23 protein-coding genes are annotated in these 22,244 nt (G+C 69.3%); 13 read left to right on the top strand and 10 right to left on the bottom strand.

Annotated features, from left to right (window positions below):
- Positions 1-282: 282 nt before the first annotated feature.
- Positions 283-621, top strand: a complete 339-nt coding sequence (locus UA74_RS31320) for a hypothetical protein (protein ID WP_157442133.1) — start codon at positions 283-285, stop codon at positions 619-621.
- Between the two features lie 343 nt (positions 622-964).
- Here the strand turns inward: UA74_RS31320 and UA74_RS00185 are convergent, their stop codons facing one another.
- The gene (locus tag UA74_RS00185; protein WP_232237573.1) at positions 965-1,591 is read right to left on the bottom strand and encodes a TetR/AcrR family transcriptional regulator; all 627 of its coding nucleotides are present in this window, start codon (positions 1,589-1,591) and stop codon (positions 965-967) included.
- A 197-nt stretch (positions 1,592-1,788) separates the two neighbouring features.
- Between UA74_RS00185 and UA74_RS00190 the strand changes: the two genes are divergently transcribed.
- On the top strand, positions 1,789-2,817 hold the full coding sequence (locus UA74_RS00190) for a class I SAM-dependent methyltransferase (protein WP_075737821.1): 1,029 nt from the start codon (positions 1,789-1,791) through the stop codon (positions 2,815-2,817).
- A 556-nt stretch (positions 2,818-3,373) separates the two neighbouring features.
- Here UA74_RS00190 and UA74_RS00195 read toward each other — a convergent pair.
- Both UA74_RS00195 and UA74_RS31325 read right to left on the bottom strand, forming a co-directional pair.
- Positions 3,374-3,742: a hypothetical protein gene (locus UA74_RS00195; protein ID WP_075737823.1), complete on the bottom strand. Its 369-nt coding sequence runs from the start codon at positions 3,740-3,742 to the stop codon at positions 3,374-3,376.
- Between the two features lie 7 nt (positions 3,743-3,749).
- The gene (locus tag UA74_RS31325) at positions 3,750-3,902 is read right to left on the bottom strand and encodes a hypothetical protein (protein ID WP_157433912.1); all 153 of its coding nucleotides are present in this window, start codon (positions 3,900-3,902) and stop codon (positions 3,750-3,752) included.
- 516 nt (positions 3,903-4,418) lie between these two features.
- Between UA74_RS31325 and UA74_RS00200 the strand changes: the two genes are divergently transcribed.
- The 3 genes from UA74_RS00200 (at position 4,419) to UA74_RS00210 (ending at position 7,213) form a co-directional block, all read left to right on the top strand.
- Complete coding sequence (locus UA74_RS00200; protein ID WP_157433913.1) at positions 4,419-5,792, top strand: helix-turn-helix transcriptional regulator; 1,374 nt, start codon at positions 4,419-4,421, stop codon at positions 5,790-5,792.
- Entirely contained in the window at positions 5,789-6,703 is a 915-nt protein-coding gene (locus tag UA74_RS00205) for an aminoglycoside phosphotransferase family protein (protein ID WP_075737827.1), read from the top strand. Before UA74_RS00200 ends, UA74_RS00205 begins: the two co-directional genes overlap by 4 nt.
- 195 nt (positions 6,704-6,898) lie before the next feature.
- A complete protein-coding gene (locus UA74_RS00210; RefSeq protein WP_157433914.1) occupies positions 6,899-7,213 on the top strand; it encodes a hypothetical protein in 315 nt (104 codons plus the stop codon).
- Positions 7,214-7,360: 147 nt separating this feature from the next.
- Here the strand turns inward: UA74_RS00210 and UA74_RS00215 are convergent, their stop codons facing one another.
- The 4 genes from UA74_RS00215 to UA74_RS33205 are packed head-to-tail and all read right to left on the bottom strand — an operon-like array spanning position 7,361 to position 10,361.
- Positions 7,361-8,377, bottom strand: a complete 1,017-nt coding sequence (locus UA74_RS00215; protein ID WP_075737831.1) for a copper resistance D family protein — start codon at positions 8,375-8,377, stop codon at positions 7,361-7,363.
- A 42-nt stretch (positions 8,378-8,419) separates the two neighbouring features.
- On the bottom strand, positions 8,420-8,983 hold the full coding sequence (locus tag UA74_RS00220; RefSeq protein ID WP_232237574.1) for a copper resistance CopC family protein: 564 nt from the start codon (positions 8,981-8,983) through the stop codon (positions 8,420-8,422).
- Between the two features lie 2 nt (positions 8,984-8,985).
- On the bottom strand, positions 8,986-9,582 hold the full coding sequence (locus UA74_RS00225; protein WP_232237575.1) for a YcnI family copper-binding membrane protein: 597 nt from the start codon (positions 9,580-9,582) through the stop codon (positions 8,986-8,988).
- Entirely contained in the window at positions 9,549-10,361 is an 813-nt protein-coding gene (locus tag UA74_RS33205) for a hypothetical protein (protein WP_232237576.1), read from the bottom strand. Before UA74_RS33205 ends, UA74_RS00225 begins: the two co-directional genes overlap by 34 nt.
- 288 nt (positions 10,362-10,649) lie before the next feature.
- Between UA74_RS33205 and UA74_RS00235 the strand changes: the two genes are divergently transcribed.
- From UA74_RS00235 to UA74_RS00255, 5 genes are read left to right on the top strand one after another with little or no spacing between them, the layout of a single operon-like run.
- Positions 10,650-12,344: a BCCT family transporter gene (locus UA74_RS00235; RefSeq protein ID WP_257787493.1), complete on the top strand. Its 1,695-nt coding sequence runs from the start codon at positions 10,650-10,652 to the stop codon at positions 12,342-12,344.
- Positions 12,341-12,988 carry an ABC transporter permease gene (locus tag UA74_RS00240; protein ID WP_075737839.1) on the top strand — a complete coding sequence of 216 codons (648 nt, stop codon included), beginning with the start codon at positions 12,341-12,343 and terminating at the stop codon, positions 12,986-12,988. The genes UA74_RS00235 and UA74_RS00240 overlap by 4 nt, the downstream gene beginning before the upstream one ends.
- On the top strand, positions 12,975-14,183 hold the full coding sequence (locus tag UA74_RS00245) for an ABC transporter ATP-binding protein (RefSeq protein WP_157433915.1): 1,209 nt from the start codon (positions 12,975-12,977) through the stop codon (positions 14,181-14,183). Before UA74_RS00240 ends, UA74_RS00245 begins: the two co-directional genes overlap by 14 nt.
- A gap of 32 nt (positions 14,184-14,215) precedes the next feature.
- Positions 14,216-14,962, top strand: a complete 747-nt coding sequence (locus tag UA74_RS00250) for an ABC transporter permease (protein WP_075743240.1) — start codon at positions 14,216-14,218, stop codon at positions 14,960-14,962.
- On the top strand, positions 14,959-15,951 hold the full coding sequence (locus tag UA74_RS00255) for a glycine betaine ABC transporter substrate-binding protein (protein WP_075737841.1): 993 nt from the start codon (positions 14,959-14,961) through the stop codon (positions 15,949-15,951). Before UA74_RS00250 ends, UA74_RS00255 begins: the two co-directional genes overlap by 4 nt.
- A gap of 384 nt (positions 15,952-16,335) precedes the next feature.
- Here the strand turns inward: UA74_RS00255 and UA74_RS00260 are convergent, their stop codons facing one another.
- Positions 16,336-16,869, bottom strand: a complete 534-nt coding sequence (locus tag UA74_RS00260) for a DUF6474 family protein (protein ID WP_198042887.1) — start codon at positions 16,867-16,869, stop codon at positions 16,336-16,338.
- 172 nt (positions 16,870-17,041) lie between these two features.
- On the opposite strand from UA74_RS00260, the gene UA74_RS00265 reads away from it, so the two are divergent.
- Positions 17,042-18,754, top strand: a complete 1,713-nt coding sequence (locus UA74_RS00265; protein WP_075737845.1) for a TM0106 family RecB-like putative nuclease — start codon at positions 17,042-17,044, stop codon at positions 18,752-18,754.
- Between the two features lie 273 nt (positions 18,755-19,027).
- Here the strand turns inward: UA74_RS00265 and UA74_RS00270 are convergent, their stop codons facing one another.
- Both UA74_RS00270 and UA74_RS00275 read right to left on the bottom strand, forming a co-directional pair.
- Complete coding sequence (locus UA74_RS00270; protein ID WP_075743242.1) at positions 19,028-19,786, bottom strand: SDR family NAD(P)-dependent oxidoreductase; 759 nt, start codon at positions 19,784-19,786, stop codon at positions 19,028-19,030.
- 91 nt (positions 19,787-19,877) lie between these two features.
- The gene (locus UA74_RS00275; RefSeq protein WP_075737847.1) at positions 19,878-20,840 is read right to left on the bottom strand and encodes an aldo/keto reductase; all 963 of its coding nucleotides are present in this window, start codon (positions 20,838-20,840) and stop codon (positions 19,878-19,880) included.
- Positions 20,841-20,956: 116 nt separating this feature from the next.
- Between UA74_RS00275 and UA74_RS00280 the strand changes: the two genes are divergently transcribed.
- Both UA74_RS00280 and UA74_RS00285 read left to right on the top strand, forming a co-directional pair.
- Positions 20,957-21,352 (top strand): MerR family transcriptional regulator, encoded by a 396-nt coding sequence (locus UA74_RS00280; protein ID WP_075737849.1) that lies wholly within the window; start codon positions 20,957-20,959, stop codon positions 21,350-21,352.
- Between the two features lie 250 nt (positions 21,353-21,602).
- The gene (locus UA74_RS00285) at positions 21,603-22,145 is read left to right on the top strand and encodes a PepSY domain-containing protein (RefSeq protein ID WP_075737851.1); all 543 of its coding nucleotides are present in this window, start codon (positions 21,603-21,605) and stop codon (positions 22,143-22,145) included.
- Positions 22,146-22,244 lie beyond the last annotated feature (99 nt).

The following is a 22,244-nucleotide window of genomic DNA, read 5'->3' on the forward strand; positions in this document are numbered from 1 at the left end:
GCCGATGCCGCCCGCCGACGGTCGTGATCGACGGAAACCATTGGCAGCACAGGGAAATCGAGGCCGCCGCCCACCCATGAAGATCATTTATCACCCGGTCGGCTGATAGGTCAGGTCCTCCGCCTGCCGCCGTGAGATGCCGATATTCACTCCGTGAACGGCCGGGTCGTGGCGCGTCGGCGCGTGCGGACGGTCGTGTCGCGCGGCCCGGTTCGGGTCGAGTCCGCCCGGCGTGATCATGCCCGGCGGTAGCTGCGCGTCGCGTGCTGAGGAGTGGTAACCGTGGAATCGTCTGCACTCGCCGAGTGGACCTGGCCGCTCAGGGACACCTCGTGGCCGAGCGGGTCCAGCTGTCGTCCGATAGGGCGGGAGGCGCGGCACTCCGAGAAGCCTGCGTTGCTGCGGATGCCACGTCGGGACAGTCGCTGCTCCTCGTGCCTGGCGGGAGTGCATCGGTGGCACCAGGAGTCGGTGGAGAACACGCGGACCGCGGTGCTGCTGCGTTTCGAGTGCTCCTGTGAGGACTGCGGGAAGTGCACCGACGGAATGGTCCTGGTGACACCGCATCGCGAGGGCGAAGGGCGGCATCGCGCCAGGCGAGGCGTGCACCTGGCCGGATGAGCGTGCATCCCCCTCTCGGGCCGCTTCCGGGTGGGGGCGCTCGACGTCGTCACCATCGTTCACCTGACGGACGGCCGACACACCTGGCCGTCCGAGTCGGTGCCTCGATGGAGATCGACGGATTTGATTGATCAGCCTGTGCTGATACGGCGGCTCGACCTCCGCGTCTGCCGCCGCGCGGTCGGACTCGTCGGCCTGCGGGGACCCCGAGTCGAGATCGACGCGCGGCCCGACGCCGCTGCCGGGCCGCCGTGCCGGGTCGTCCGCAGGTTCGTGTCATGTCGTTGGCTGGGCTTCGGTTTCGGTTTCGGCGCGACTCGGACACCGCTCGTCGCGGGGCTGGTCATTCCGTCGCCGGATTCAGTCGTGCCGACAGATAGCCTCGGATCATGGCCTTGGCCTCGTCGACGACGTGTCCGTCCCCGATCGGATCGCGACGGAACGCGAGGTTGAGCACCGCGTCGGCGGCCTCGATCGCCACGGCCAGCGGCAGCCGCAGGCGATCGGCGGCGATCTGGAACCGAGGCGCGAGCAACCGGGTGAGTCCGTCGGTGATCAGCGCGTTGTTCTCTTTGCGCTCGTCGAGGAGTTGCAGGTCCACGGCGTCACCGAAGTGCAGTCGGGAGAATCCCGGCACGGTCCGATGCATGGCCACGTACACGTCGAAGACCGTGTCCACCGCTCCCCACCAGTCGCCCGGCGTGCTGGTGGCGAGCTGTTCCCGCACCCTGACGAGGAAGTCGTCGAGGTTGCGACGGGTCAGTTCCGCGACGACGGCCTTCTTGTCGGGGAAGAACTGATACAGCGAGCCGACGGCGACGCCTGCCCGCTCGGCTATCAGGGTGGTCGTGACACCGTCGTAGCCCAGCTCGCTGACGAGTTCGGCGCAGGCGCTGAGCATTCTCTCGACCCGTTGTGTGCTGCGTTGTTGCACGGGTCGCCTACGGAGCGAGGTCGGGGCGATGGTCACAGCAACTCTCCTCACGGTGCGGTCGGTGGATCCGCTCGGGTCCGGCCCTTTTCACGTGAGCTGCGTCTCACCTAGTATGCGAAGTAGTTTCGCGTTCGGGAGGGCGGCTCAGCAGGCGGCTCCTCCCCTCTCTAACGATCTCCTTCGCATGGGGCGACGGTGCGCTACCAGATCGAGCGAATGAGACAGGAGGCGCCATGACATCGATCTCGTCGTCATCGCGATGGACCGACGCGGATCTCGGCCGGACCCAGATCCGTGACACCCATCGAGTCGACCTCAGACCCACCACCCGCGACGTGTTCGCCGATGCGAGGCCGATCGACTTCTCCCGCCTGAGCTGGCGGGACGTGGGCAGGCCGTTCCGGGTCGAGAACTGGTCTCGCGAACGCCGTGAATGGGAGACCGAGCACGACGAGTCGCTCCCGATCCCGTTGGCGTGGCAGATGTTCAACCGATCCTTCCAATCGCTCTTCGACGCCGATCCGGTGCAGGCCAGGGTCGCCGCGCTGCGCAGCGCAGGGCTGAAGCTGACCGCCATGCAGATCAAGGCCGCCTACGCCGCGATGTCCGAGGTGGCCAGGTGGACGATCTGGAACCAGGCGCATCGAGTCGGGGACACGGTATGGGACCCGAGGGCGAAACGGTCGTTGTTCAGCGGCCTGGACGTGGAGCGGCCGAGAATCCTGTTCCTCGGCGCGGCAGAGGGCTACGAGGCCATGCTGCTCTCCGCGATGTATCCAGGGGGCGAGGTGGTACTCGTCGACTACGACGAGTACTGCGTGACGGGCCGTTTCGGGGCCTTCCCGACCGACTATCCCTTCCTGGGCACCGATCCGGCCACCGGGGCGCCCAAGGTCTGGCACCGCGATGAGATGGACATCTCGTACCTGGTCTCCGACATTCGTGATCTCGACTTCGGCCCCGAGTTCGACATCGTCGTGTCGATCGGCCTGGTCGAGCACTTTCCCGACCAGTACAAGCCGATGGCCTTCGACTGGCATCGGCGCTTCCTCCGGCCCGGAGGCTACGCGATTCTCACGACGCCGAGGATCGCCTTGCGTACCAAGGCGTTCTACCGCCTGTTCGGCGACCTGATGAACTTCTCGTACCGCGAGCTGCAGAACGTCGCTCAGCTCGGCCTCTACGCGTATGAGAACGGGTTCGAGGTGCTGCGGCACGGGGAGATCAAGACGCACAACGGGATCGTCTGCCGGGCGCGGTGACGGCAGCTCGGCGACGAACTCATCGATGCCGGATCGGTGACGCTGACGAAGGTATGACGAGAGGCGGGTGGCGTGGGCGGCCACCCGCCTCTCGTGGGGCGGTCACGTCGTGTGGGCGTCGACGGACTCGGCCCCATCTCGTGATGGGCTCGGGTTGGGCTGGCCTCGATGTCCGTGTGAAGGCAACGGACACCGAGGCCGGTTGGAATCCGCGGACCAACACTGTCGGGGGAGGGACGTGAGTGTCGGCCCGCGGAAGTCTCGGGCTCGGCTTCGCGCTCGATCACTGCGTCCGTGGGATGTCGCCGTGACCCGGATGCGACTGCGACCGGGATGTGGCTGCGACGGAGCGGACGAGAGACGTGCTGCGGTTCTGCCGATGAAGATCACTGTGCAGTTGTCGGTGTCGCCGTGCCCGGCGAGGTCTTTCGGTGACCGGTGGCCCGCCGTGCACCGTCGGGGGCCGTGCGGTGGCGGACCACCGGTACCGAGGCGGTTGATCGAACTCGCTCCAGTCGGGGGTTGGCACGAGGTCGAGACCGCCCGTCTTCGATGTTCAGGCAGCTCCGACGGACACGGGGGACCTGCCTGGAGTTCCGACCTGGGGCAGTCCGGCGGGCTCGGGTGCCGGACTCGACACACCCTCCGGTGCCAGCCCGCCCATCACCAGGTGTTCGTAGGCGGCTCGCCACACCTCGCATGGCGCCTGCTGCTGTCGCCAGCGAGTCGAGCACTCGCGGCAGTTTCCTCGGTTGTCCGGCTGATGCGCGTTCAGCAGTTCGCGCCAGCACTCGGTCAGACGGGGCAGCTCCGAGCGAGCCACCGACAACAACGATGAGGTGTCGGCGCGCTCAGCAAGCCGGGTGAGCATGTCGAGCCGTTCCCAGACTGCCGTCCGCAGGACACGGCCTAGAATCTCGTCCACCGCAACGTCACCTTTCCGCCAGCTCGGCGGCCTCTTGCAGCACCGTCCGAAGTCGACTGACCTCGGACGCAGTCAGCACGGCCGTCTCACCGGGCGGTCCGAGCAGGACCACCCTGCCGTGATCGACGAGCACGGTGATGACGCAGGCGCGGTTCGCCACGTCTCGACAGTCCACCAACCAGTGGGGCCTGCCGCCGTGCGGTTCGACGGACCCGCTGTCGCCGAGGTCCCGCCCGCCGTCGTGGTGCCTTGACGGCCCGCCGCTGTTGTGGATTGACGGCCCGCCACTGCTGTGGATTGACGGCCCGCCACTGCTGTGGATTGACGGCCCGCCGTCGTGCAGTCCCTCGGCCCTGCTCGAAGCCGAGTCCGCACGGAGGCTCTGGCGACGGTCCGCCTGCTCCGTGTCACCCCCCGCAAGGGGGCCGATCTGACTCGTCAAGCTCACGACTCTCGGTTCCTCACTGTCGATCGCACCGTGTTCCGCCGTTCCGGGTACAACCTTGATTCACAGGCGTTGTCATGGGGAGACCGATTGCGTTGATCGGCTGCACTTCGACGACAAGCGGTCAGCGATGTTCGGCGGGGCCGATCAGCTCCACCGATCGGGACTTCACCGCGGCACAACGTGGCCTTACTCTGCGGGAGACGCCCGTTGGAGCGGGAGGGGGTTCAAATGAACACCATCGGTTCGCGTAGCTCTCTTGTTACATCGGAGTTCTGGGAGAGCCAGGAGATGCGCGAGGCGCTGCTGAAGCGCGAGATCAGCTCCGTCTACAAGCTGCTTCGCAAGCATGGGATCTCTCAGCGTCAGATCGCCGCCGCGACGGGCCAGTCGCAGTCCGAGGTCTCGGAGATCCTCAAGGGCAGGCAGGTCATGGCTTATGACGTGCTCGTCAGGATCGCGGACGGACTGGGGGTGCCTCGGGGGTTCATGGGCCTGGCCTATGACGAGGGCACTGCGATCAAGGTCGTCGGCACGTCCGGTGACCCACAGTCGGAGGAGGACGAATCGGTGAAGCGCCGCAAATTCCTGGCGCACGCTGCCGCCGTGACCGTCGGCGCGGCCGTCTTCGGTGAAGACGAGGGCTGGGCACCTGCCTCTGATCAGACCCCGATTCCGGGGCGGATCGGAGTGACCGACGTACGTCAGATCGAGGCGGCGACCAGTGCGCTGCGCTCCTTGGACTCTCGACACGGCGGGGGATTCTGCCGAGACGCGGTGATCGCCCAGCTTCGGTGGGCACAGCAGCTGCTCAGCGCGCAGCGCCGGGACGGGATCGAGAATCGACTGTTCGTCGCCATCGGCGACCTGCACAACCTGGCGGGCTGGACCTCCTTCGACACCGGGCTGATCGACTCCGCGCGCGGTCACTTCTCGCGTGCGCTGGAGTTCGCTCGCCGGGGCGGGGACGACTCGCTGGTCGCGAACGTGCTCTATCGCACGGGACGGCTGTACCTGCACCACGACGAGCCCAACGAGGCGCTGAAGCTGTTCCAGCTCGGGCAGATGGCGGCGCAGAACACCGGCTCGCAGCTCACCACCGCGGTCCTCTGCGCCAACGAGGCCTGGGCTTACGCGAAGCTGGGCATGGAGCGACCCGCCAAGAACCTGGTGAACATGGCCAAGGACATGTTCGAGCGCAGCGAGCGCACCGACCCGCCGGGCTGGGTGCGGTTCTTCGACGAGACCGACCTGTTCGCGATGATCGGCGCGATCCACACCGAGCTGGCGACCAAGGACGACGCCGACCCGAAGCACAGCAGGATCGCCATCAACTCGCTGACCAGGGCGATCAACGACTACGGCGGTGTGCCGACCAGGAACGTCGCGTTCCAGTGCACGATGCTGGCGCTCAACCACCTCATCGAAGGCGACACCGACCAGGGGGCTTCGATGGGCGCCCTCGCGCTCGACGCCAGTGAGCACGTGCGCTCGAAGCGGGTGTTCGACCGGATGCGACCGCTCGAAGACCTCGCGCAGAAGCGATCCGCCAACCCGATGAGCAGGGAGCTCGCGGAGCGGATCAGGAGTCACCGAGTGGCATGACGGTGATCGCGGAGAACCGACTCGACGGTCGTTTCACGATCGCCAAGCTGACCGTCGCCCTGGGCGAGGTGTGCGCCCGAGTCGGGCTGGACCCTGCCGGAGCGACCCTGCTCCGCTTCACGAACAACGCGGTGTTCGAACTGGCCGATCGGCGACACGTCGTGCGCATCGTCGCCTCGGCCCGCCTGCGGCATCGCGCGGAGAAGGTCGTGCGGATGGCCCGGTGGCTCGCCGAGAACGGCGTCGCCGCAGTCCGGCTGCCTGCGGGTCTCGACCAGCCGATCTACGCGGGCGGACAGGTGGCGACGGTCTGGGAGGCGATTCCCCATGTGGGGTCGCCTCCCGGTGCCGAGGAGCTCGCTCGGCTGCTGCGCGACATCCACCGGCTGCCCGCCCCGGACTTCCCCCTGCCGACCTGGCGACCCCTGGATGACGTGCGTCGCAGGCTCGCCGACGCCGAGGAACTGTCCGACCGCGACCGCGGCTTTCTGGAGCGCCGTTGCGCCGACGTGGCGGAGCGGCTGCTGGATCTGCGATTTCCGCTGCCGCAGGGAGTCCTGCACGGTGACGCCCACCTCGGCAACCTCATCCCCGGCCCGGACGGCACGGTGATCTGCGACTTCGACTCGGCGTGCGTGGGTCCGAGGGAATGGGATCTGACCCCGCTCGCGGTCGGGGCGCAGCGCTTTCTGCATCCGGAGGAGCAGCAACGGCTGCTGGCTCACGAGTACGGCTTCGACATCACCCGATGGTCGGGGTTCTCCGTACTGCGTGACGTGCGGGAACTCAAACTGACCACCAGCGTGCTGCCGATTCTGCGCAGCAACCCCGGCGTCCGAGCCCAATTGCAGCTCCGCCTCGACTCGCTGCGTTCTGGTGACGACAGCGTGCCCTGGACGCCTTATCGTTGATCACCCGATGTGGGTGAGCCGTCCGGGTGAGTAACAACGGGGCGTCCTTCGGCGATGGCCAGGCTGTCCGACCGAAAGAGCGTCCCTGCCGTGTCACGGCGACCGTTCATCGACTCCACCGCACCGTCTGCGGTCGTCGTCGCTGGTCGGACCGTGGACGGGCAGGGCGGTCGCATGTAGGCGAGGTGGCTGTCGGTGGCGTGGCCCAGGGAACGTCGGGTTCGACAGGGTTCGGCGCAACGGCGCGCGCTGCGCACCGCCGCGATGCTGGATGAACTGGTCGATGCGCAGCTTCCCCTGGTCGTCGGGCTCGCCGAACCCTCGGCACGACGTGCGGCGGAGTACCTCGCGGCACTGGTCATGCTCGGGCAGGCGTACCGCTGGTTCGCAGCGGGCTGGATCGGCAGGCGAGAACTGCACCGGCGCGGGCGGGAATGTGTGGCGACCCTGGAACGGATGACGCGCCGCCCCGACGCCGCCCGCGCACTGCGGCATATCGGCAGGTTCTAGAAGCGGGGCCCTCGCCTGCCGGGACCCGGCGGCTCGCCGCCGTCAGCGGCGCCGGGCGGCTGGGGCGCTGCCACTCGCAGCAGGCCGGAATCACTCGGCCGTGATCACCAGCCCGTCGGTATCAGACGAGACGGGTCGGCTCGGCGGCTACGCGATCGCGAGCACGGCAGCAAGTCCGAAGGCGAGCAGCATGACGCCGAGTTCGACGGACGCCCAACCGATCAGGCCTCGGCCGTGGTGCCGGACGACTCCGGGGACGACCCGGAATCTCAGCCGCGCCCCGAACACGGCGAGCAGGACGAGCGCGCCGGTCTTCGCCAGGATGAGGGCGCCGTATCCCGTGGTGAACAGCGCGGAGATCGTCAGATCGATGCGGATCAGCGCACTGAGCAGACCGCTCAGCGCAACGATCCCCAGGCACCAGCCCGCCACCGTGGAATAGCGGGGCAGCACCCTGGCGGCCAGGCCCCGTCGCGGCGCCACGAACAGGATGACCGCGGCCAGGCCGCCGACCCAGATCGAGGCCGCTCCGGCGTGCACCGCCGCCGAGGCCACCGCCACGGCGTCGAGGCTGGTCACCGCCGCGTGCCCGGTGAGCGGCAGTGCCGTCATGCCGAGCAGTGCGATGAGCAGCGGCGCCCACCTCGGAATCGCGCGATGCCGTCCGAGCACGGCCAGCACGCCGCAGGCCACCGAGGCGCCGACCACGACGAGCAGAGCCCGCCCCGCTGCGACGGCGTCCAGGTAGTCGATCAGGCGGGGCAGGGCGATCGTCAACCCGTCGCCGGAGGCGGCGCCCGCCTGGGCCCACAGCAGAATCAACGCGAGCAGCGCCCACGCCGCGGCCACGGCGACAACGAAGCCGCCCGCGGTGCGAGCCGCGGTGGAGGCCGCCTTGGCGGCGGTCGCCGTCGTGCCGTGTCTGGTCGACGGGCGCAGCAGCAGACCGAGGACGGACAGGCCGACCACTGCGGTGCCCGCGATGTCGACGGCCAGGCGGAGGGCGGGCAGCCCGAGCCCGTCCGCCGCCAGCCCGTCGGACCGGTCGAACGCGGTGGCGAGGGCGAGGCCGAGCGCCAGCCCGACCAGTGCCCCCGCCCCGGCGGTGAGCAGCGGAGACCGGAGCGAGCCCCGATGTTCCGTTGACCCAGTAGTACTACTCACCAGTGTTGCTCACTACTTCTATGGGATCGATCCGGCCGCCTGCTATTTCTCGGCAGGGCCGCCGCCGCTGAAGCGGATACCCGCAGCGACTCCGACGGCGAGGAGTACGGCCGCACCCACGATCCACGGCCAGACCGGCATCTCGCCCGCATCGGCCGACCCGTCGTCGGCCGGGTCCGTCACTGCGTCCTCGGCATCGCCTGCAGGCTGCGGGGGAACCTCGCCGCCACCGGCTTCGGTCAAGGTGAAGGTCGTGCTGCCCCGAACCGTATGACCGTCCGCCGAGAGGACCCGGAAGCCGATCGTGTACTCGCCTGCGGGCCCGAGCGGATGCAGCGTCGTGCTGACGGTCTCGCCGTCGACGGTCGCCTCGCTGGTCTCCTCCCAGCGATTGTCGTCCGGACCGGTGACGGTCACCGTGTTGAAGCCCGGCTGGACGTACTGATCGAAGACCAGCTCCACCGTCTCCGGTGCGGTGTCGATCTCGGCGGCGTTCGCCGGACTGCTGTCGACCAGGACGTTGTGTGCCGAGGCGGGAGCGGCCGTGCCGACCATGCTCAGGCCGATCACCGCCGCCGCCAGCGCCCAGGCCGGTCCGCGCCGCACGATCATCGCCTCTTCGAGCGGAGCATCGCCCCGATGCCGAAGCCGACGCCCAGCGCGCCGACTGCGAGGCCGCCCCCGCCGAGCAGCCGTGCGGTGTCGTCCTGCGCGCCGCTCGCGGACCCGTTCTCGGTGTCCTCGGCGTGGTCGTCCGACTCCTCGCCGCCGGACACGGCGGAGTCGACGCCGTGACCGTCGCCCCCGTGACCATGCCCCCCGTCACCCTCGACGAGGGTGACCACCGGCGCCGGGCGGGCGGGTTCCTCGCCGTCCTCGGCCGGGGGCTCGTCCCAGGACACGACCTCGCCGCTGTCGTAAGTCTGCACGGCGGGCAGGACGAGCTGATCGGCGTCCGTCGGCAGCCCGCCGAGACTCAGCCAGAACTCCTGGAACTGGTCGGGACCGATCTCCGCGCCGTCCTCGGCGGTCCAGGTGATGGTGCTGACCGCGGGTTCCTGTTCCGCCTCGGCGGACTCCTCGAACCGCTCGACCTCCACCGTCCAACCCGGCTGCGGGCGGGTGCGGACCGAGCTGAGCGGGTGCTCGGCGGGGAAGGTGACCGAGACGCTCACCGTGCTTGCGTCGGGCCGCTCGTTGGGCACCCGCAGCGCGAGGGTGGCGTGCCCGCCCTGCGCCGCCTCGTCGGGGACGGCGGTGACGTGGGCGAAGGCCGTGCCCGCGCCCGCGAGGCCGAAGGCCCCGGCCAGCGCGAGTGCTCCGCCGAGCCGGCGGGCAGTGCAAAATGTCGACATGTCGCTTTCTCTCCTGGCGGCAGTGGTCCCGTGCCGTGTCGACGGGACCGCGGTGATGTCCGTGCGGAGAGCGCAGGCGGGCCGCGTCGGGTGTTGGCCCGACGGGCGAGTACTCGGGCATGTCGAGACTGACCGATGGTCAGCGGTGCGATGTCCGACGACCGGGGTGTGTCGACGACCGGTCCGTCGATCAACAGCAGCCGGAGCCTGGCCACGCTGCGGGCGAAGGCCCCGAGACCCCGGCGCAGCACCTGCTCGGCGTGAGTCAGCAGCAGCGCGCCGATGATCGTCGCCGCCGCATGCGCGCCGATCATGAGCAGTGGATCGAAGCCCGTCGTCTCCGCCGCCGCAGGATGGCCGTGATTGCTCAGCGCCTCCAGCAGCAGGTGCATCCCGAGCTGTGCGAATGTCAACGTGAGCAGGGTGGCGGGCAGACTCCGGCGGCGGCCCGGCGTGGCGATCAGCCCGGCCGCGAGCAGCGCGGTGAGGATCAGCGTGAGGCCGAGGTTGGGCGCCGTCCCGCCTGCCAGGGCATGTGCGGACACGGAGAGTGAGGATGCGATGCCTGCCGTCAGCGTGCCGCTGAGCGTGCTCAACGCGCCGCGACCACCGCCAGACACCCCTCTCACGCTGGCAAGCCTATGTGTCGTTTCGATGACACCCCGCGTGGGTCTGGTTGCTTCTGCGAGCGCGGTGAGCAACTGTTGAGCCCCTGACGGCATGCTTCTCACTCAGAGCACGCGATGGGTGCTCTGAGTAATGGGCGTGCCTCCCATGGAGAGGAGGGGCGCCCCTGACCGGGCGTCGCACATGAAGTGACGACAGAAGACCCTGATAGCGATCGATCAACCGACACCGCCGAAGCACCGGCCACGTCGCACACCGCGACGAGGGCCGCGCGTCCGAAGACCGACTGGGTGGTCTTCGGTGTCTCGGCGGTGCTCGCGGTGGCGTTCCTGGCCTGGGGAATGCTGGACACCAGCGGACTCGGCGACTTCTCGAGCTCCGCACTCGGCTGGCTGATGACCAACACCGGCTGGGTGTTCGTGCTGGCGGCCTCCGGCTTCGTCGTGTTCATCCTGTGGTTGGCGGCAAGCAGATACGGCAACATCCCACTCGGCCGTGACGACGAGAAGCCCGAGTTCCGGACCGTCTCGTGGATCGCGATGATGTTCAGTGCCGGTATGGGCATCGGTCTGATGTTCTTCGGTGTTACTGAACCGCTCTCGCATTACACGGCGCCCCCGCCCGGCACCGTCGCAGCCGAGACCAACGAGGCGGTCTCGACCGCGATGGCGACCTCGCTGTTCCACTGGACGCTGCATCCGTGGGCCATCTACGCGGTGCTCGGACTCGCGATCGCCTACGGCACCTTCCGTCGTGGCCGCAGGCAGTTGATCAGTGCCGCCTTCGCACCGTTGTTCGGCAAGCGGATGGCAGACGGTCCGATCGGCAGGCTCATCGACATCCTGGCGATCTTCGCCACCCTGTTCGGCTCGGCTACCTCGCTCGGCCTCGGTGCGCTCCAGATCGGCAGCGGGTTGCAGGAGGTCGGCTGGGCGAGCAACCTCGGCACCACCGTCCTCGTGTTGATCATCGCCGTGCTGACCGTCGCCTTCATCGCCTCGGCCGTCTCGGGCGTCGCGAAGGGCATCCAGTGGCTCTCGAACATCAACATGGTGCTCGCGGCCGTGCTCGCGTTGTTCCTGTTCGTCGTCGGCCCGACGGTCCTGATCCTGAACCTGGTGCCCACCTCGATCGGCGCCTACTTCAACGACCTGGCCACGATGGCCGCCCGTACCGACGCCACCGGCGGCGACGCCGTCAACACCTGGCTCTCCGGGTGGACCGTCTTCTACTGGGCCTGGTGGATCTCCTGGGCGCCGTTCGTGGGGCTCTTCATCGCGCGAATCAGTCGGGGCCGCACCATCCGCCAGTTCGTCAGCGGCGTGATCCTGGTGCCCAGCGCCGTCAGCCTGGTGTGGTTCGCCATCCTCGGCGGCAGCGCGATCTACGAACAGCAACAGGGGATAGACCTCGCCAATGCGGGCGGACAGGAGGCGCAGCTCTTCGGGCTGCTGGCCGCCTTCCCGCTCACCGAGGTGGTCAGCGTCCTGGTCATGGTGCTGGTCGCGATCTTCTTCGTCTCGGGTGCCGACGCGGCCTCGGTGGTCATGGGCACGATGTCCGAACGCGGGTCCATCTCGCCGAGTCGACCCATCGTCATCTTCTGGGGCGTGGCGACCGGAGCCGTGGCGGCGATCATGCTGCTGGTCGGCGACGGCAGTGGTGATGCGCTGGCCGGACTGCAGAACCTGACGATCCTCGGCGCCGCACCCTTCGTGCTGGTGATGGTGCTGCTGTGCGTGTCGCTGGCCAAGGATCTGCGCAGCGACCCGATGGTCCGCCGCAGTGAGAAGGCCGAGGCCGTGATGGAGCAGGCCGTGATCCACGGCAACCAGCGCTTCGCGGGCGATTTCCAGCTTCAGGTCGGCGCCGCCAAGAAGGGCGACACCGGTCAGCCGGGCGTCCCGGGCGCCACGCTGCCCGGCTCCTCGGCGGACGAGCCGCCGAGGAGCGGAAGCGATGAGAACAGAGACGGTTCCACGTGAGTCTCTGGGAGTACGTCAGCTCGCGTTGGGAACAGCTCGGCGTCGATGCCCTCCAGCACGCCAGTGCCGTGGTGCAGTGCACCTTGATCGCGGCGATCATCGGCGTGCTGATCGGCGTCGCCGTCTATCGCAGCCCGGCGGGCTCGTCGGTGGCGACCGCCCTGACCAGTGCGATCCTCACCGTGCCGTCCTTCGCACTGTTCGGGCTGCTGATCCCGGTGCTCGGGCTCGGCGTGCCGCCGACGGTGACGGCGCTGGTGCTCTACGCACTGCTGCCGATCGTGCGGAACACGATCGTCGGTCTCGGCGCGGTCGACCCTTCGGTGGTCGACGCGGCGAGGGGCATCGGGATGAGCCGGTGGAGGGTGCTGACCAGGGTCGAGCTGCGGCTCGCCTGGCCTGCGGTGCTCACCGGGATGCGGGTCAGCACGCAGATGCTGATGGGCATCCTCGCCATCGCGGCCTACGCCAAGGGCCCCGGCCTCGGAAATCAGATCCTGACCGGGCTGGCCAGGGTCGGAAGCGCGAACGCGGTCAACTCGGCCGTCGCGGGAACGCTCGGCATCATCGCACTGGCCCTGTTGCTGGACGCGCTGTACATCGTGATCGGCCGATTGACCACGTCAAGGGGTGTCCGTGTCTGAATCGAGCAGTACAGCCGGTGCGGGAGCGCAGTCGGGCTCGAGGGATGGGGACAGTGTCGAGATCCATCTCGACGAGGTCACCAAGCGCTACGGCAACCAGTCGGCACCCGCCGTCGACTCGGTGACCATGACGATCCCTGCGGGCGAGACGGTGGTCTTCGTCGGTCCGTCGGGCTGCGGCAAGACGACCACCATGAAGATGATCAACAGGTTGATCGAGCCGACATCCGGTCGGATCACCATCGGCGGTCGGGACGCGCTCAGCCTGAACCCGGACGAACTGCGCCGCAGCATCGGTTACGCCATCCAGCAGGTCGGATTGTTCCCGCACCTGACGGTGGGGGAGAACATCGGCGTCGTGCCCGGCCTGCTCGGCTGGGACAAGGCGCGAATCCGGGCCAGGACCGAGGAGATGCTCGACCTGGTCGGCCTCGAGGTGGGCGAGTTCATCGGTCGCTTCCCTCGGCAGCTCTCCGGCGGTCAACAGCAGCGGATCGGCGTGGCCAGGGCGCTGGCCGCCGATCCGCCCGTGTTGCTGATGGACGAGCCCTTCGGCGCGGTCGACCCGATCACCAGGGGAAACCTGCAGGACGAGCTGATGCGGCTCCAGGCCGAACTCGGCAAGACCATCGTCTTCGTCACGCACGACTTCGACGAGGCAGTCAAGCTGGGCGACCGGATCGCCGTGCTCGGCGATCAGTCCAGAATCCTCCAGTACGACACCCCCGAGGCGATCCTGGCCAACCCGGCGGACGACACGGTCGCAGGCTTCGTCGGCGCGGGTGCCTCGCTCAAGCAGCTCACGCTGCTGCGGGTGCGGGACATCGAACTGGAAGAGGTGCCGACGGCGACGGTGGAGGAGACTCCGGAGGCGCTGTCGGCCCGGCTGGGATCGCGGCAGGGCGCCGTGGGGCTGGTGCTGGACCGGCGACGCAGGCCGATCCGCTGGGCCACTCGGCGTGAACTGAGCAGGGCGGGCACGCTGGCCACGGTGGGACGGCCGGTCGCCGACAGCGTCGACCGGGCCTCCACCCTGCAGGACGCGTTGGAGGCGATCCTGACCGACGACGACGGTTACGCCGTGGTCACCCGGTCGCGGGGCGAGTACGCCGGGGTGGTCGGCATCGACACTCTGATGGCCACCATCCGGCAGCTGCGGGAGCAGCACGAGGGTGACGACGGGGCCACGTCGTGACCACGGACGTCGCACAGGGTGCGACGCCGGAGATGGACTCGGGCTCGCGGCGCGCGGATCGGCTTCGGCTGTTCATCGAGCCTGCGATCGTGTTGGCCTTGGTCGCCGGAGTGCTCGTCTGGGCGTTCACCAGGGAACTGGACGACATCGAGGCCCGCAACATCAACTTCCCGGTGCTCCTCTCGCTGACCTGGGAACACATCCAGATCACCGTCATGGTGACCTTGATCGTGCTGCTGGTGGCGGTGCCGCTGGGGATCCTGGCGACCAGGCCGTGGGCCAGGTTCGTCGCACCGGTCATCTTGATCATCGCCAACATCGGTCAGGCCGCACCCGCGATCGGCATCCTGGTGTTGTTCTTCCTGTGGACCGGGCAGACGGGGTTCTGGATCGTGGTGCTCCCCACCGCGCTCTACGCCCTGCTCCCGGTGCTGCGCAACACCATGATCGGCATCCAGCAGGTGGATGCCAGCCTGCTGGAGGCCGGTCGAGGCGTCGGCATGTCGAGCTTCACCGTCCTGCGCCGTATCGAGCTGCCCCTGGCCGTCCCGTTCGTGCTGGCGGGCCTGCGCACCTCCCTGGTGCTGGCCGTCGGCGTCGCGACGCTGGCGTTCTTCGTCGGCGGCGGGGGACTGGGCGAGCTGATCGACGCGGGCTACAAGCTCGGCAGGCCGTCGATCCTGGTGGTGGGTGCGACGCTGGCGATGGCGTTGGCATTGCTGGTGGACTGGCTCGGCGGGCTCGCCGAGCGGCTGCTCGGACCGAAGGGACTGCGATGAGTCGGACGCGTAACCGCGTCGCCCTGTGGGGGACGACGATGCTGGCCTCGGTGTCGATGCTCGCGGGCTGCGGGCTCAGCTCCGGCGCGGCCCTGGCCCTGGAGGTCGGGCCGGGCTCGATTGAGGCGAATCCCGCGTTCGAGGGGGCCGTCTTCACGGTCGGTTCGAAGGACTTCACCGAGAACTGGCTGCTCGGATACATCACCTTGTTCTCGCTGTCCGCCGCAGGGGCCGAGGTGCGGGACCTGACCAACATTCAGGGCTCGAACAGCGCGCGGGACGCTCAGGCGGCCGGGCAGATCGACATGATGTGGGAGTACACCGGCACGTCGTGGATCTCTTACAACGGCAACGTCGATCCGATCCCGGACGCCGTGGAGCAGTACGAGGCGGTGGCCGAGCTGGACCAGCGGGAACATCAGCTGGTGTGGACGGCGATGTCCCCGGTGGACAACACCTACGCCTTCGCGATGAACCGGGAGAACGCCGAACGCCTCGGGGTGGAGACGCTCTCTGATCTCGCGGTGCTCGCCGAGGAGGACCCGGCCGAGGCCACCTTCTGCGTCGAGACCGAGTTCGCGAGCCGGAACGACGGGATGCCGGGGGTGCTGGAGACCTACGGGTTCACCGTTCCGCCGGAGAACATCAACACCCTCGGCATCGGGCCGATCTACCAGGCCACCGCCGACGGCGAGGTCTGCAACTTCGGCGAGATCTTCAGCACCGACGGCCGCGTCCTCGGGCTCGACCTGGTGGTGCTCGAGGACGACCGGCAGTTCTTCCCCCGCTACAACGCCTCCGTCGTGGTGCGGGAGGAGGTCATCGACGAGTACCCGCAGGTCAGGGAGGTACTCGACCCGGTGGCCGAGCGGCTGAACAACGATGTGATGCGGGAGCTCAACGCGAAGGTCGACGTGGAGGGCCAGGACCCGGACCAGGTGGCCAGGGACTGGCTCATCCAGGAGGGCTTCGTCACGGCGGCAGGGTGAGGACACCGTGAACGGCAGCGGCCCGGCAGGAGCGCGGGTTCACATGGTCGTCGCAACGCCTCGATGTGAGGGGTTGCGACGACCATGTCGTTTTCGGGGGATGGTGGGTGTCCGGGTGACGGGGAGGCCCGCTCCTGCGGGAGATTCGCTCTCCGGGCGCCTCAGCCGGTCTTAGAGCGGGCTCCACTCGGTCGGGACTACCCCTGGCGGCGCCGGTCGTCGGCGCCACGTCCGCGTCGGGCGTCCGGGCTGATCTTCTGACGGCTGCCTGCCCGGCACCTGGCCGAAGCAGGCGCCAGGCAGGCGCCAGGCAGGCGACGGACGCCAGCGGACGCGACAGCGGGCAGCAGGGTCTGCGGGCCCCTTGGTGTGATCGCGTCGTGGTCAGCCCGCCGTCGTGCGCGTGCCGTCGGAACGGGCCGATGCGGCGGGCCCGGCGCCGTCCGTGGTCGATCCGGGGCGCGTGCCGAGGCCGAACCGCCGCAGCAGTTCGTCCTCCACCTGCGCCAATTCGGCGTCTACTGCCCGGTGCGCCGCCCGCCGCCGTTCGCCGGGCATCCGCTCCGCTGCCCGGACTGCGGCGAGGAGCTGCCGAAGCCGGGGCTCGATTCCGACGGCGAAGCGGGCGTCCTCGTGCTTTCCGCCGTCCTGCTCGCGGAGCGAGGCGAGCGCCTCCGTCACGCCGACGATCCGTGCGTGCAATGCGGCACCCTTGCCACTGAACTCGGCCAGCCGCTCGACCGGGACGCCGAGCCGCCGGGCCCGCAGCCGATCGACGGCGTCGCGGGCCGAGGCCGCCGCGCCTGCGGCGAACGGCAGCAGCACCGGCGCCGCGACTGGGATCAGCACCTTCGCCAGACTCGCCAGCCGCCTGCCGCGTCCCTTCGAAGAGGGATCGTCCTTCTTTCGTCGTGCCATCGCCCTGAGCACCTCCGCCTTCCTGCCTGGAGCCCCCGTCCTGGAGCACCGGCTGGGACTGCCGCCTGGCGAACACCAGCTGGAGATCGCCAATCGTGCCAGATCAGGCCCCGGGCGCGTGCAACCTCGGGTATCGACCCGGCAGGCCGGGGCTTGCGCTTACGCTCGATGGGTGACGGACACGGTGCTTCTCGACGCGGGGGTGGTGACGCGGTGTCGACGTCGGGTTCATCTGGAGAACGACCCGACGATGACGGACACGCCCAAGGCAGGCCCGGACACGGCGGCCGAGCAGCGGATGGCCGACGCGGCCACCCACCGGGCGAACGTCGGCAGGCGGCTCGCTGACCTGCACCAAGCCGACTGGGTCGAGATCGCCCGCGACCTGCCGTCGAGCGTCAGAGCCCGCGCCACGCTCGACGCGATGGAGGCCGAGGCGTCGTTCATCTGGGGGGCGCAGCTGCCCGGCGACCCCGACCACGGGCGACGCGGCGGCATCGACCTGCTCGTGCGGGCCGACGGCCGTTATCTCCCCGTCCTGGTGGTTCGGCACAAGGTGAGCGATCCCGGTTCCGGGGTGCGCACCAGCCCGCTGGAGACCCCGACCTTCGCCGCCGCCCGGCCTGATCCGAGGCGCAAGGCGCGGCCGCAGGCCAGGGACCAGCTCCGGCTCGCCCACATCCACCGCCTGCTTCAGGCGGTCGAGGCTCGGCTGGTCGGGGACCGTGCAGAGCAGGATCGACCACGGTCGGGCAGGCGCAGGTCGGTCGGCAGCGCCGCGCCGGGCGGACGGAACCGTGCCGTAGGCGGTGTCATCGGGATGGACGCCGACGTCGTGGTCTGGCACGACCTGGAGGCACCCAACTGGCCGGGCGGCCGGACGGCGCTGGACGAGTACGACCGGCGGTTCGCCGACCGTCTCGCCGTCGCAGCGGCGGCTGCCGCCGGTGACGAGCCCCTGGCCCGGCCGTCGCGCATTCTCGAATGCCGTTCCTGCCCGTGGTGGCCGGTGTGCGAGCAGGCGCTGCGCGCCGATCGGGACGTCAGTCTGGTGGTTCGGGGCGAGGACGCGACGGCGTTCCGCTCCATCGGGGTGCGCACCGTCGACGGGCTCGCCGCCCTGGACCCGCAGGGCAGGCCGCCGGTGCCGTTGATGGGCGCCGGGTTCGGTGACTCCGTCGTGCTGGCCAGGGCGTGGCTGCGGGGTCTGTCGATGATCCGCCGAGTCCGTGACGTCCGGGTGCCGCGCGCCGACGTCGAGGTGGACGTCGACATGGAGAGCTTCGGCGACGGCGGCGCGTACCTGTGGGGCGCGCTGCTGTCCGGTTCCGACGTCGGCGAGCCCGCCGGGTACCGCGCCTTCGCGACCTGGGAGCCGGTCCCGACCTCGGATGAGGCCAGGTCGTTCTCCGAGTTCTGGGCGTGGCTGCGGACGATTCGGATGCGGGCCGCGGCGCGGGGCCTGACCTTCCGGGCCTACTGCTACAACGAGCTGGCGGAGAACCGCTGGCTGCTGTCCTCGGCGAGCCGATTCGAGGGCGTGGCAGGCGTGCCCGCCGTCGCCGAGGTTCGGGCCTTCATCCAGTCCGAGGAATGGGTCGACCTCTTCGCGATCGTCCGCGAGCAGTTCCTCTGCGCACAGGGGCGGGGACTCAAGACGATCGCGCCGGAGGCAGGGTTCTCGTGGCGAGATCCGGAGGCGGGGGGCGAGAACTCGATGCGCTGGTATCGCGACGCGGTCGGCTTGGACGGCCTCCCACCGGACGCGCGCCAGCGTGATCGGCTGCTCCGCTACAACGAGGACGATGTGCAGGCGACCTTGACCCTGCGTCGCTGGATGACCTCGACCGCCATGACGCAGGTGCCCTACGCGGGGGATCTCTGAAGTCGGGGGATCTCTGAGGCCGGGGGCATCGCCGTCGCTCGGGATCGCCCGGCTCCGCCCCGAGGGGCCTGCGGCCGGAATGCACGATGCCCCGACCGCGCGAGATCGCGAGCAGGCCCGCCACGGCGATCGGGCACCGCTCGGCGGCGCAGGTGCCCAGGCAGGCCCGAGGACGGTCGTGGTTGGTGCTGTCGATCGCCGACGGCGCCGCGTCGGCCTGCTGCGGCGACGCGGCGGTCCCGAGATAGATCAGTGTTCGGTCGGCGAGTCGCTTCAGCGCGGCGGCATCCGCAGCGCACCGTCGAGCCGGATGGTCTCGCCGTTGAGGTAGTCCTGCGCGATGATCGACAGGGCCAGCGTCGCGTAGTCCTCAGGGTGACCCATGCGCTTGGGGAACTGGAGGTTCGACTCCAGCTTCTCGCGGAACCCGGGCGTGATGCCTGCCATCATCGGCGTGCTGAGGATGCCGGGCGCGATGGTCATCACCCGGATGCCCAGCGAGGCCAGGTCACGGGCGGCGGGCAGCGTCATCCCCGCGACGCCGCCCTTGGACGCCGAATACGCGGCCTGCCCGACCTGACCCTCGAACGCGGCGACCGAGGCGGTGTTGATGACCACGCCCCGGTGACCCTCCTCGAGCGGCTCGGTGGCGGCCATCGCCTCGGCTGCCAGGCGCATCACGTTGAACGTGCCGATCAGGTTGATCTCGATGACCTTGCGGAACAGCTCCAGGTCATGGACGCCCTTGCGGCTGAGAATGCGACCGGCGTCGGCGACGCCCGCGCAGTTCACCGCGACCCGCAGCGGCAGGCCGGAACCCGTGGCCGTCTCGACGGCGGCCTGCACCTGTTCCGCGCTGCGCACGTCGGCGGCGAGGAACCGGACTCCGTCGACGGGGGCCGCCGCATCGACGGCCGAGGGCAGATCGAGGGCGAACACCGTGGCGCCGCCGGCCGCGAGGGCCCGTGCGGTGGCGCCGCCGAGCCCGGAGGCTCCGCCGGTGACGATCGCTGCGGTGTCCGTGATCTGCATCTGCTCTCCCTTGAGCCCGTAGGTCCGTCTGCCGGGACCGACCGAGAACGACACGAGATCCCCGTGCCGACCGGCGCGAGGCTCCGAGGACTCAGCGACGGCCGGGCGGACAGATCTGGTCGAGTTCGGCCAAGTCTGCCAGGGTCGGCTGCCAGTCCCCGGCGACGGCGTTCATCTTGATCTGTTCGGGCATGGTGGCGCCCGCGATCACCGAGGCTACTGCCGGTTGCGCGGCCAGCCAGCCGATCGCGACGTCGGTCATACTCAGATTGCGTTGATCGGCGAAGTGGCGGATCGCTTCGATCCGATCCCACGGCGCCTCGGCGAGCAGCCTGCCTCGGCCCGCGAGCCTGGTCCCCGGCTGGGTCTCCCCGCCTCGACGGTATTTTCCGGTCAGCAGCCCGTTGGCGAGCGGAAAGTATGGAATCAGGCCGATTCCGAACCGCTCGCAGACCGGGACCACCTCGCGCTCGGCCTCGCGCTCCAACAGGGAGTAGTGGTTCTGCGCTGCGATGGGGCCCGTGAGCTTCGCGGTCTCGGCGATCCACGCGGTGTCGGCGATCTGCCAGCCCGCGAGGTTGCAGTGCCCGATGTAGCGCACCTTGCCCTCATGGATCAGGTCGTCCAACGCGGACAGCGTCTCCTCCAGCGGCGTTGCCAGATCGGGTCGATGCAGCTGATAGAGGTCGATCCAGTCGGTGCCCAGCCTGCGCAGTGACGACTCGACGGCGCGTTTGATGTAGCGACGTGAGCCGCGTGAGCCGAAGTCGGGGCCGTTGACCCCTTGCATGTCCATGCCGAACTTGGTGGCGATCACCGCCCAGTCCCGGCGGCCGGACAGCGCCTGCCCCAACAGTTCCTCGCTGCGGCCTCGGGGGGCGCCGTAGACGTCGGCGACGTCGAAGAAGGTGATCCCGACGTCCATCGCCGCGTTGACCACCGCGCGGGTTCCGGACAGCGTCTCCGTGCTGGTCCCCGGTCTGCCTAGGTTGTTGCAGCCCAGCCCGACGACGCTGACGGTCAGGCCTGAGTCACCCAGTCGTCGTTGCTCCACGGCTCAAGACCATAAGGTGTCAGGTCTTCCGGCAGGTGCGGTGCCATCATTCCCGTGCGTGTATCGCCGCTGCCGCGGTCGATGAATGCGCGGGCCGTGAAGGAGGATCGAGTCTCGTGAGTGAGTACTACACGCCGGGCGAGGTGTCGGTTCGCTTCGGCATGAGCCACGACACCCTGCGCTATTACGAACGGGCAGGCCTGCTCACGGAGGTCGAACGCTCGCGGAGCGGTCACCGCCGCTACCGGGCATCGGATGTCGAGCTGTTGAACCTGGTCCGCTGCCTGCGTGAGACGGACATGCCCATCGCGAGGCTCCGAGAGTTCGCGGAACTGGTGCGGAGCGGCGAGCACACGATCCCGGAACGCGTCGACCTCTTGGAGACGCACGCCGCCAAGGTCGCCGAGCAGATCGAGGAGCTGCGCGGCAGGCACGCTGCGATCAACCGGAAGATCGGCTACTACCGGGGTGTGCTGGGCGAGTCGGGCGAGCGCACGGCGTCGGCGGGCTGACTCGACCGGCGAGGCGCATTCCGATCGGCGCGGACCGCCTGCGACGCGGGGGTGGGCGGCCGGCGCGCGGCCTGCTGCCGCAGCAGCCGCACGGTGAGTCCGCCGGAGCCGATCGGCTCCGCCGATGTCGGGGCGCGCATCCAGACCACGCGAATTCCTTAACTCGTCGTTAGGGATCACGCAGCGTGCCGCTAGGTCGATCTCCGCCAATGTAGTCATCACCAGCGGAGAAGCGACGAAAGGACATCTGATGCGCAACCCGAAGATCATGGCAGCGATCATCGGAGCCGCCGGGCTCCTGGCGATCGGCGGCACCGCCATCGCGTTGGACGACCGGAGTTCGAACGAGGTCAGCCCCAGCTCCTTCACCACCCAGCAGGTAGACGACTGGGACGACCGAGACGGCCGGGATGACCTGGACGACCGTGATGACCGCGACACGGGCGGCCGGGACGACGTCCGCAGCCCCGACGCGGCCGGGGGCTCGCAGATCTCGCGCACCGAGCCCGCCATCGGACGTGACGAGGCGGTACGAATCGCCGAGGAGCAGGCGCCCGGCGCCACCGTCGTCGAGGTCGACCTCGGCTCCGACGACGGCAGGCTCGAGTGGGACATCGAGCTGCGACAGGACCGGACGGAGTGGGAGGTCGAGATCGACGCCCAGACCGGTGAGGTCCTCGACGTCGAGCAGGACCGGGACGACGATGACGACGACGACCGGTACGACGACGACCGCGACGACGACGACAGGTACGACGACGACCGCGACGACCGCGACGACTGGGACGACTGATCGACTCCGGTGCGGGGCGCGGCACCGTCTGCGATTCGGAGACCGACCGCCGCCGAGGCTCTCCCCCCGAGAGCCTCGGCGTGGCCGCTTCGGCGTCGC

The organism is Actinoalloteichus fjordicus (genome assembly GCF_001941625.1).
Classification (GTDB): Bacteria; Actinomycetota; Actinomycetes; order Mycobacteriales; family Pseudonocardiaceae; genus Actinoalloteichus_A; species Actinoalloteichus_A fjordicus.

Bases quoted from the DNA above. Each gene is read 5' to 3' on its own strand.
- UA74_RS00190 (WP_075737821.1), top strand. From the start codon at position 1,789: ATGACATCGATCTCGTCGTCATCGCGATGGACCGACGCGGATCTCGGC.
- UA74_RS00200 (WP_157433913.1), top strand. From the start codon at position 4,419: ATGAACACCATCGGTTCGCGTAGCTCTCTTGTTACATCGGAGTTCTGG.
- UA74_RS00205 (WP_075737827.1), top strand. From the start codon at position 5,789: ATGACGGTGATCGCGGAGAACCGACTCGACGGTCGTTTCACGATCGCC.
- UA74_RS00250 (WP_075743240.1), top strand. From the start codon at position 14,216: ATGGACTCGGGCTCGCGGCGCGCGGATCGGCTTCGGCTGTTCATCGAG.
- UA74_RS00255 (WP_075737841.1), top strand. From the start codon at position 14,959: ATGAGTCGGACGCGTAACCGCGTCGCCCTGTGGGGGACGACGATGCTG.
- UA74_RS00260 (WP_198042887.1), bottom strand. From the start codon at position 16,869: ATGGCACGACGAAAGAAGGACGATCCCTCTTCGAAGGGACGCGGCAGG.
- UA74_RS00270 (WP_075743242.1), bottom strand. From the start codon at position 19,786: ATGCAGATCACGGACACCGCAGCGATCGTCACCGGCGGAGCCTCCGGG.
- UA74_RS00285 (WP_075737851.1), top strand. From the start codon at position 21,603: ATGCGCAACCCGAAGATCATGGCAGCGATCATCGGAGCCGCCGGGCTC.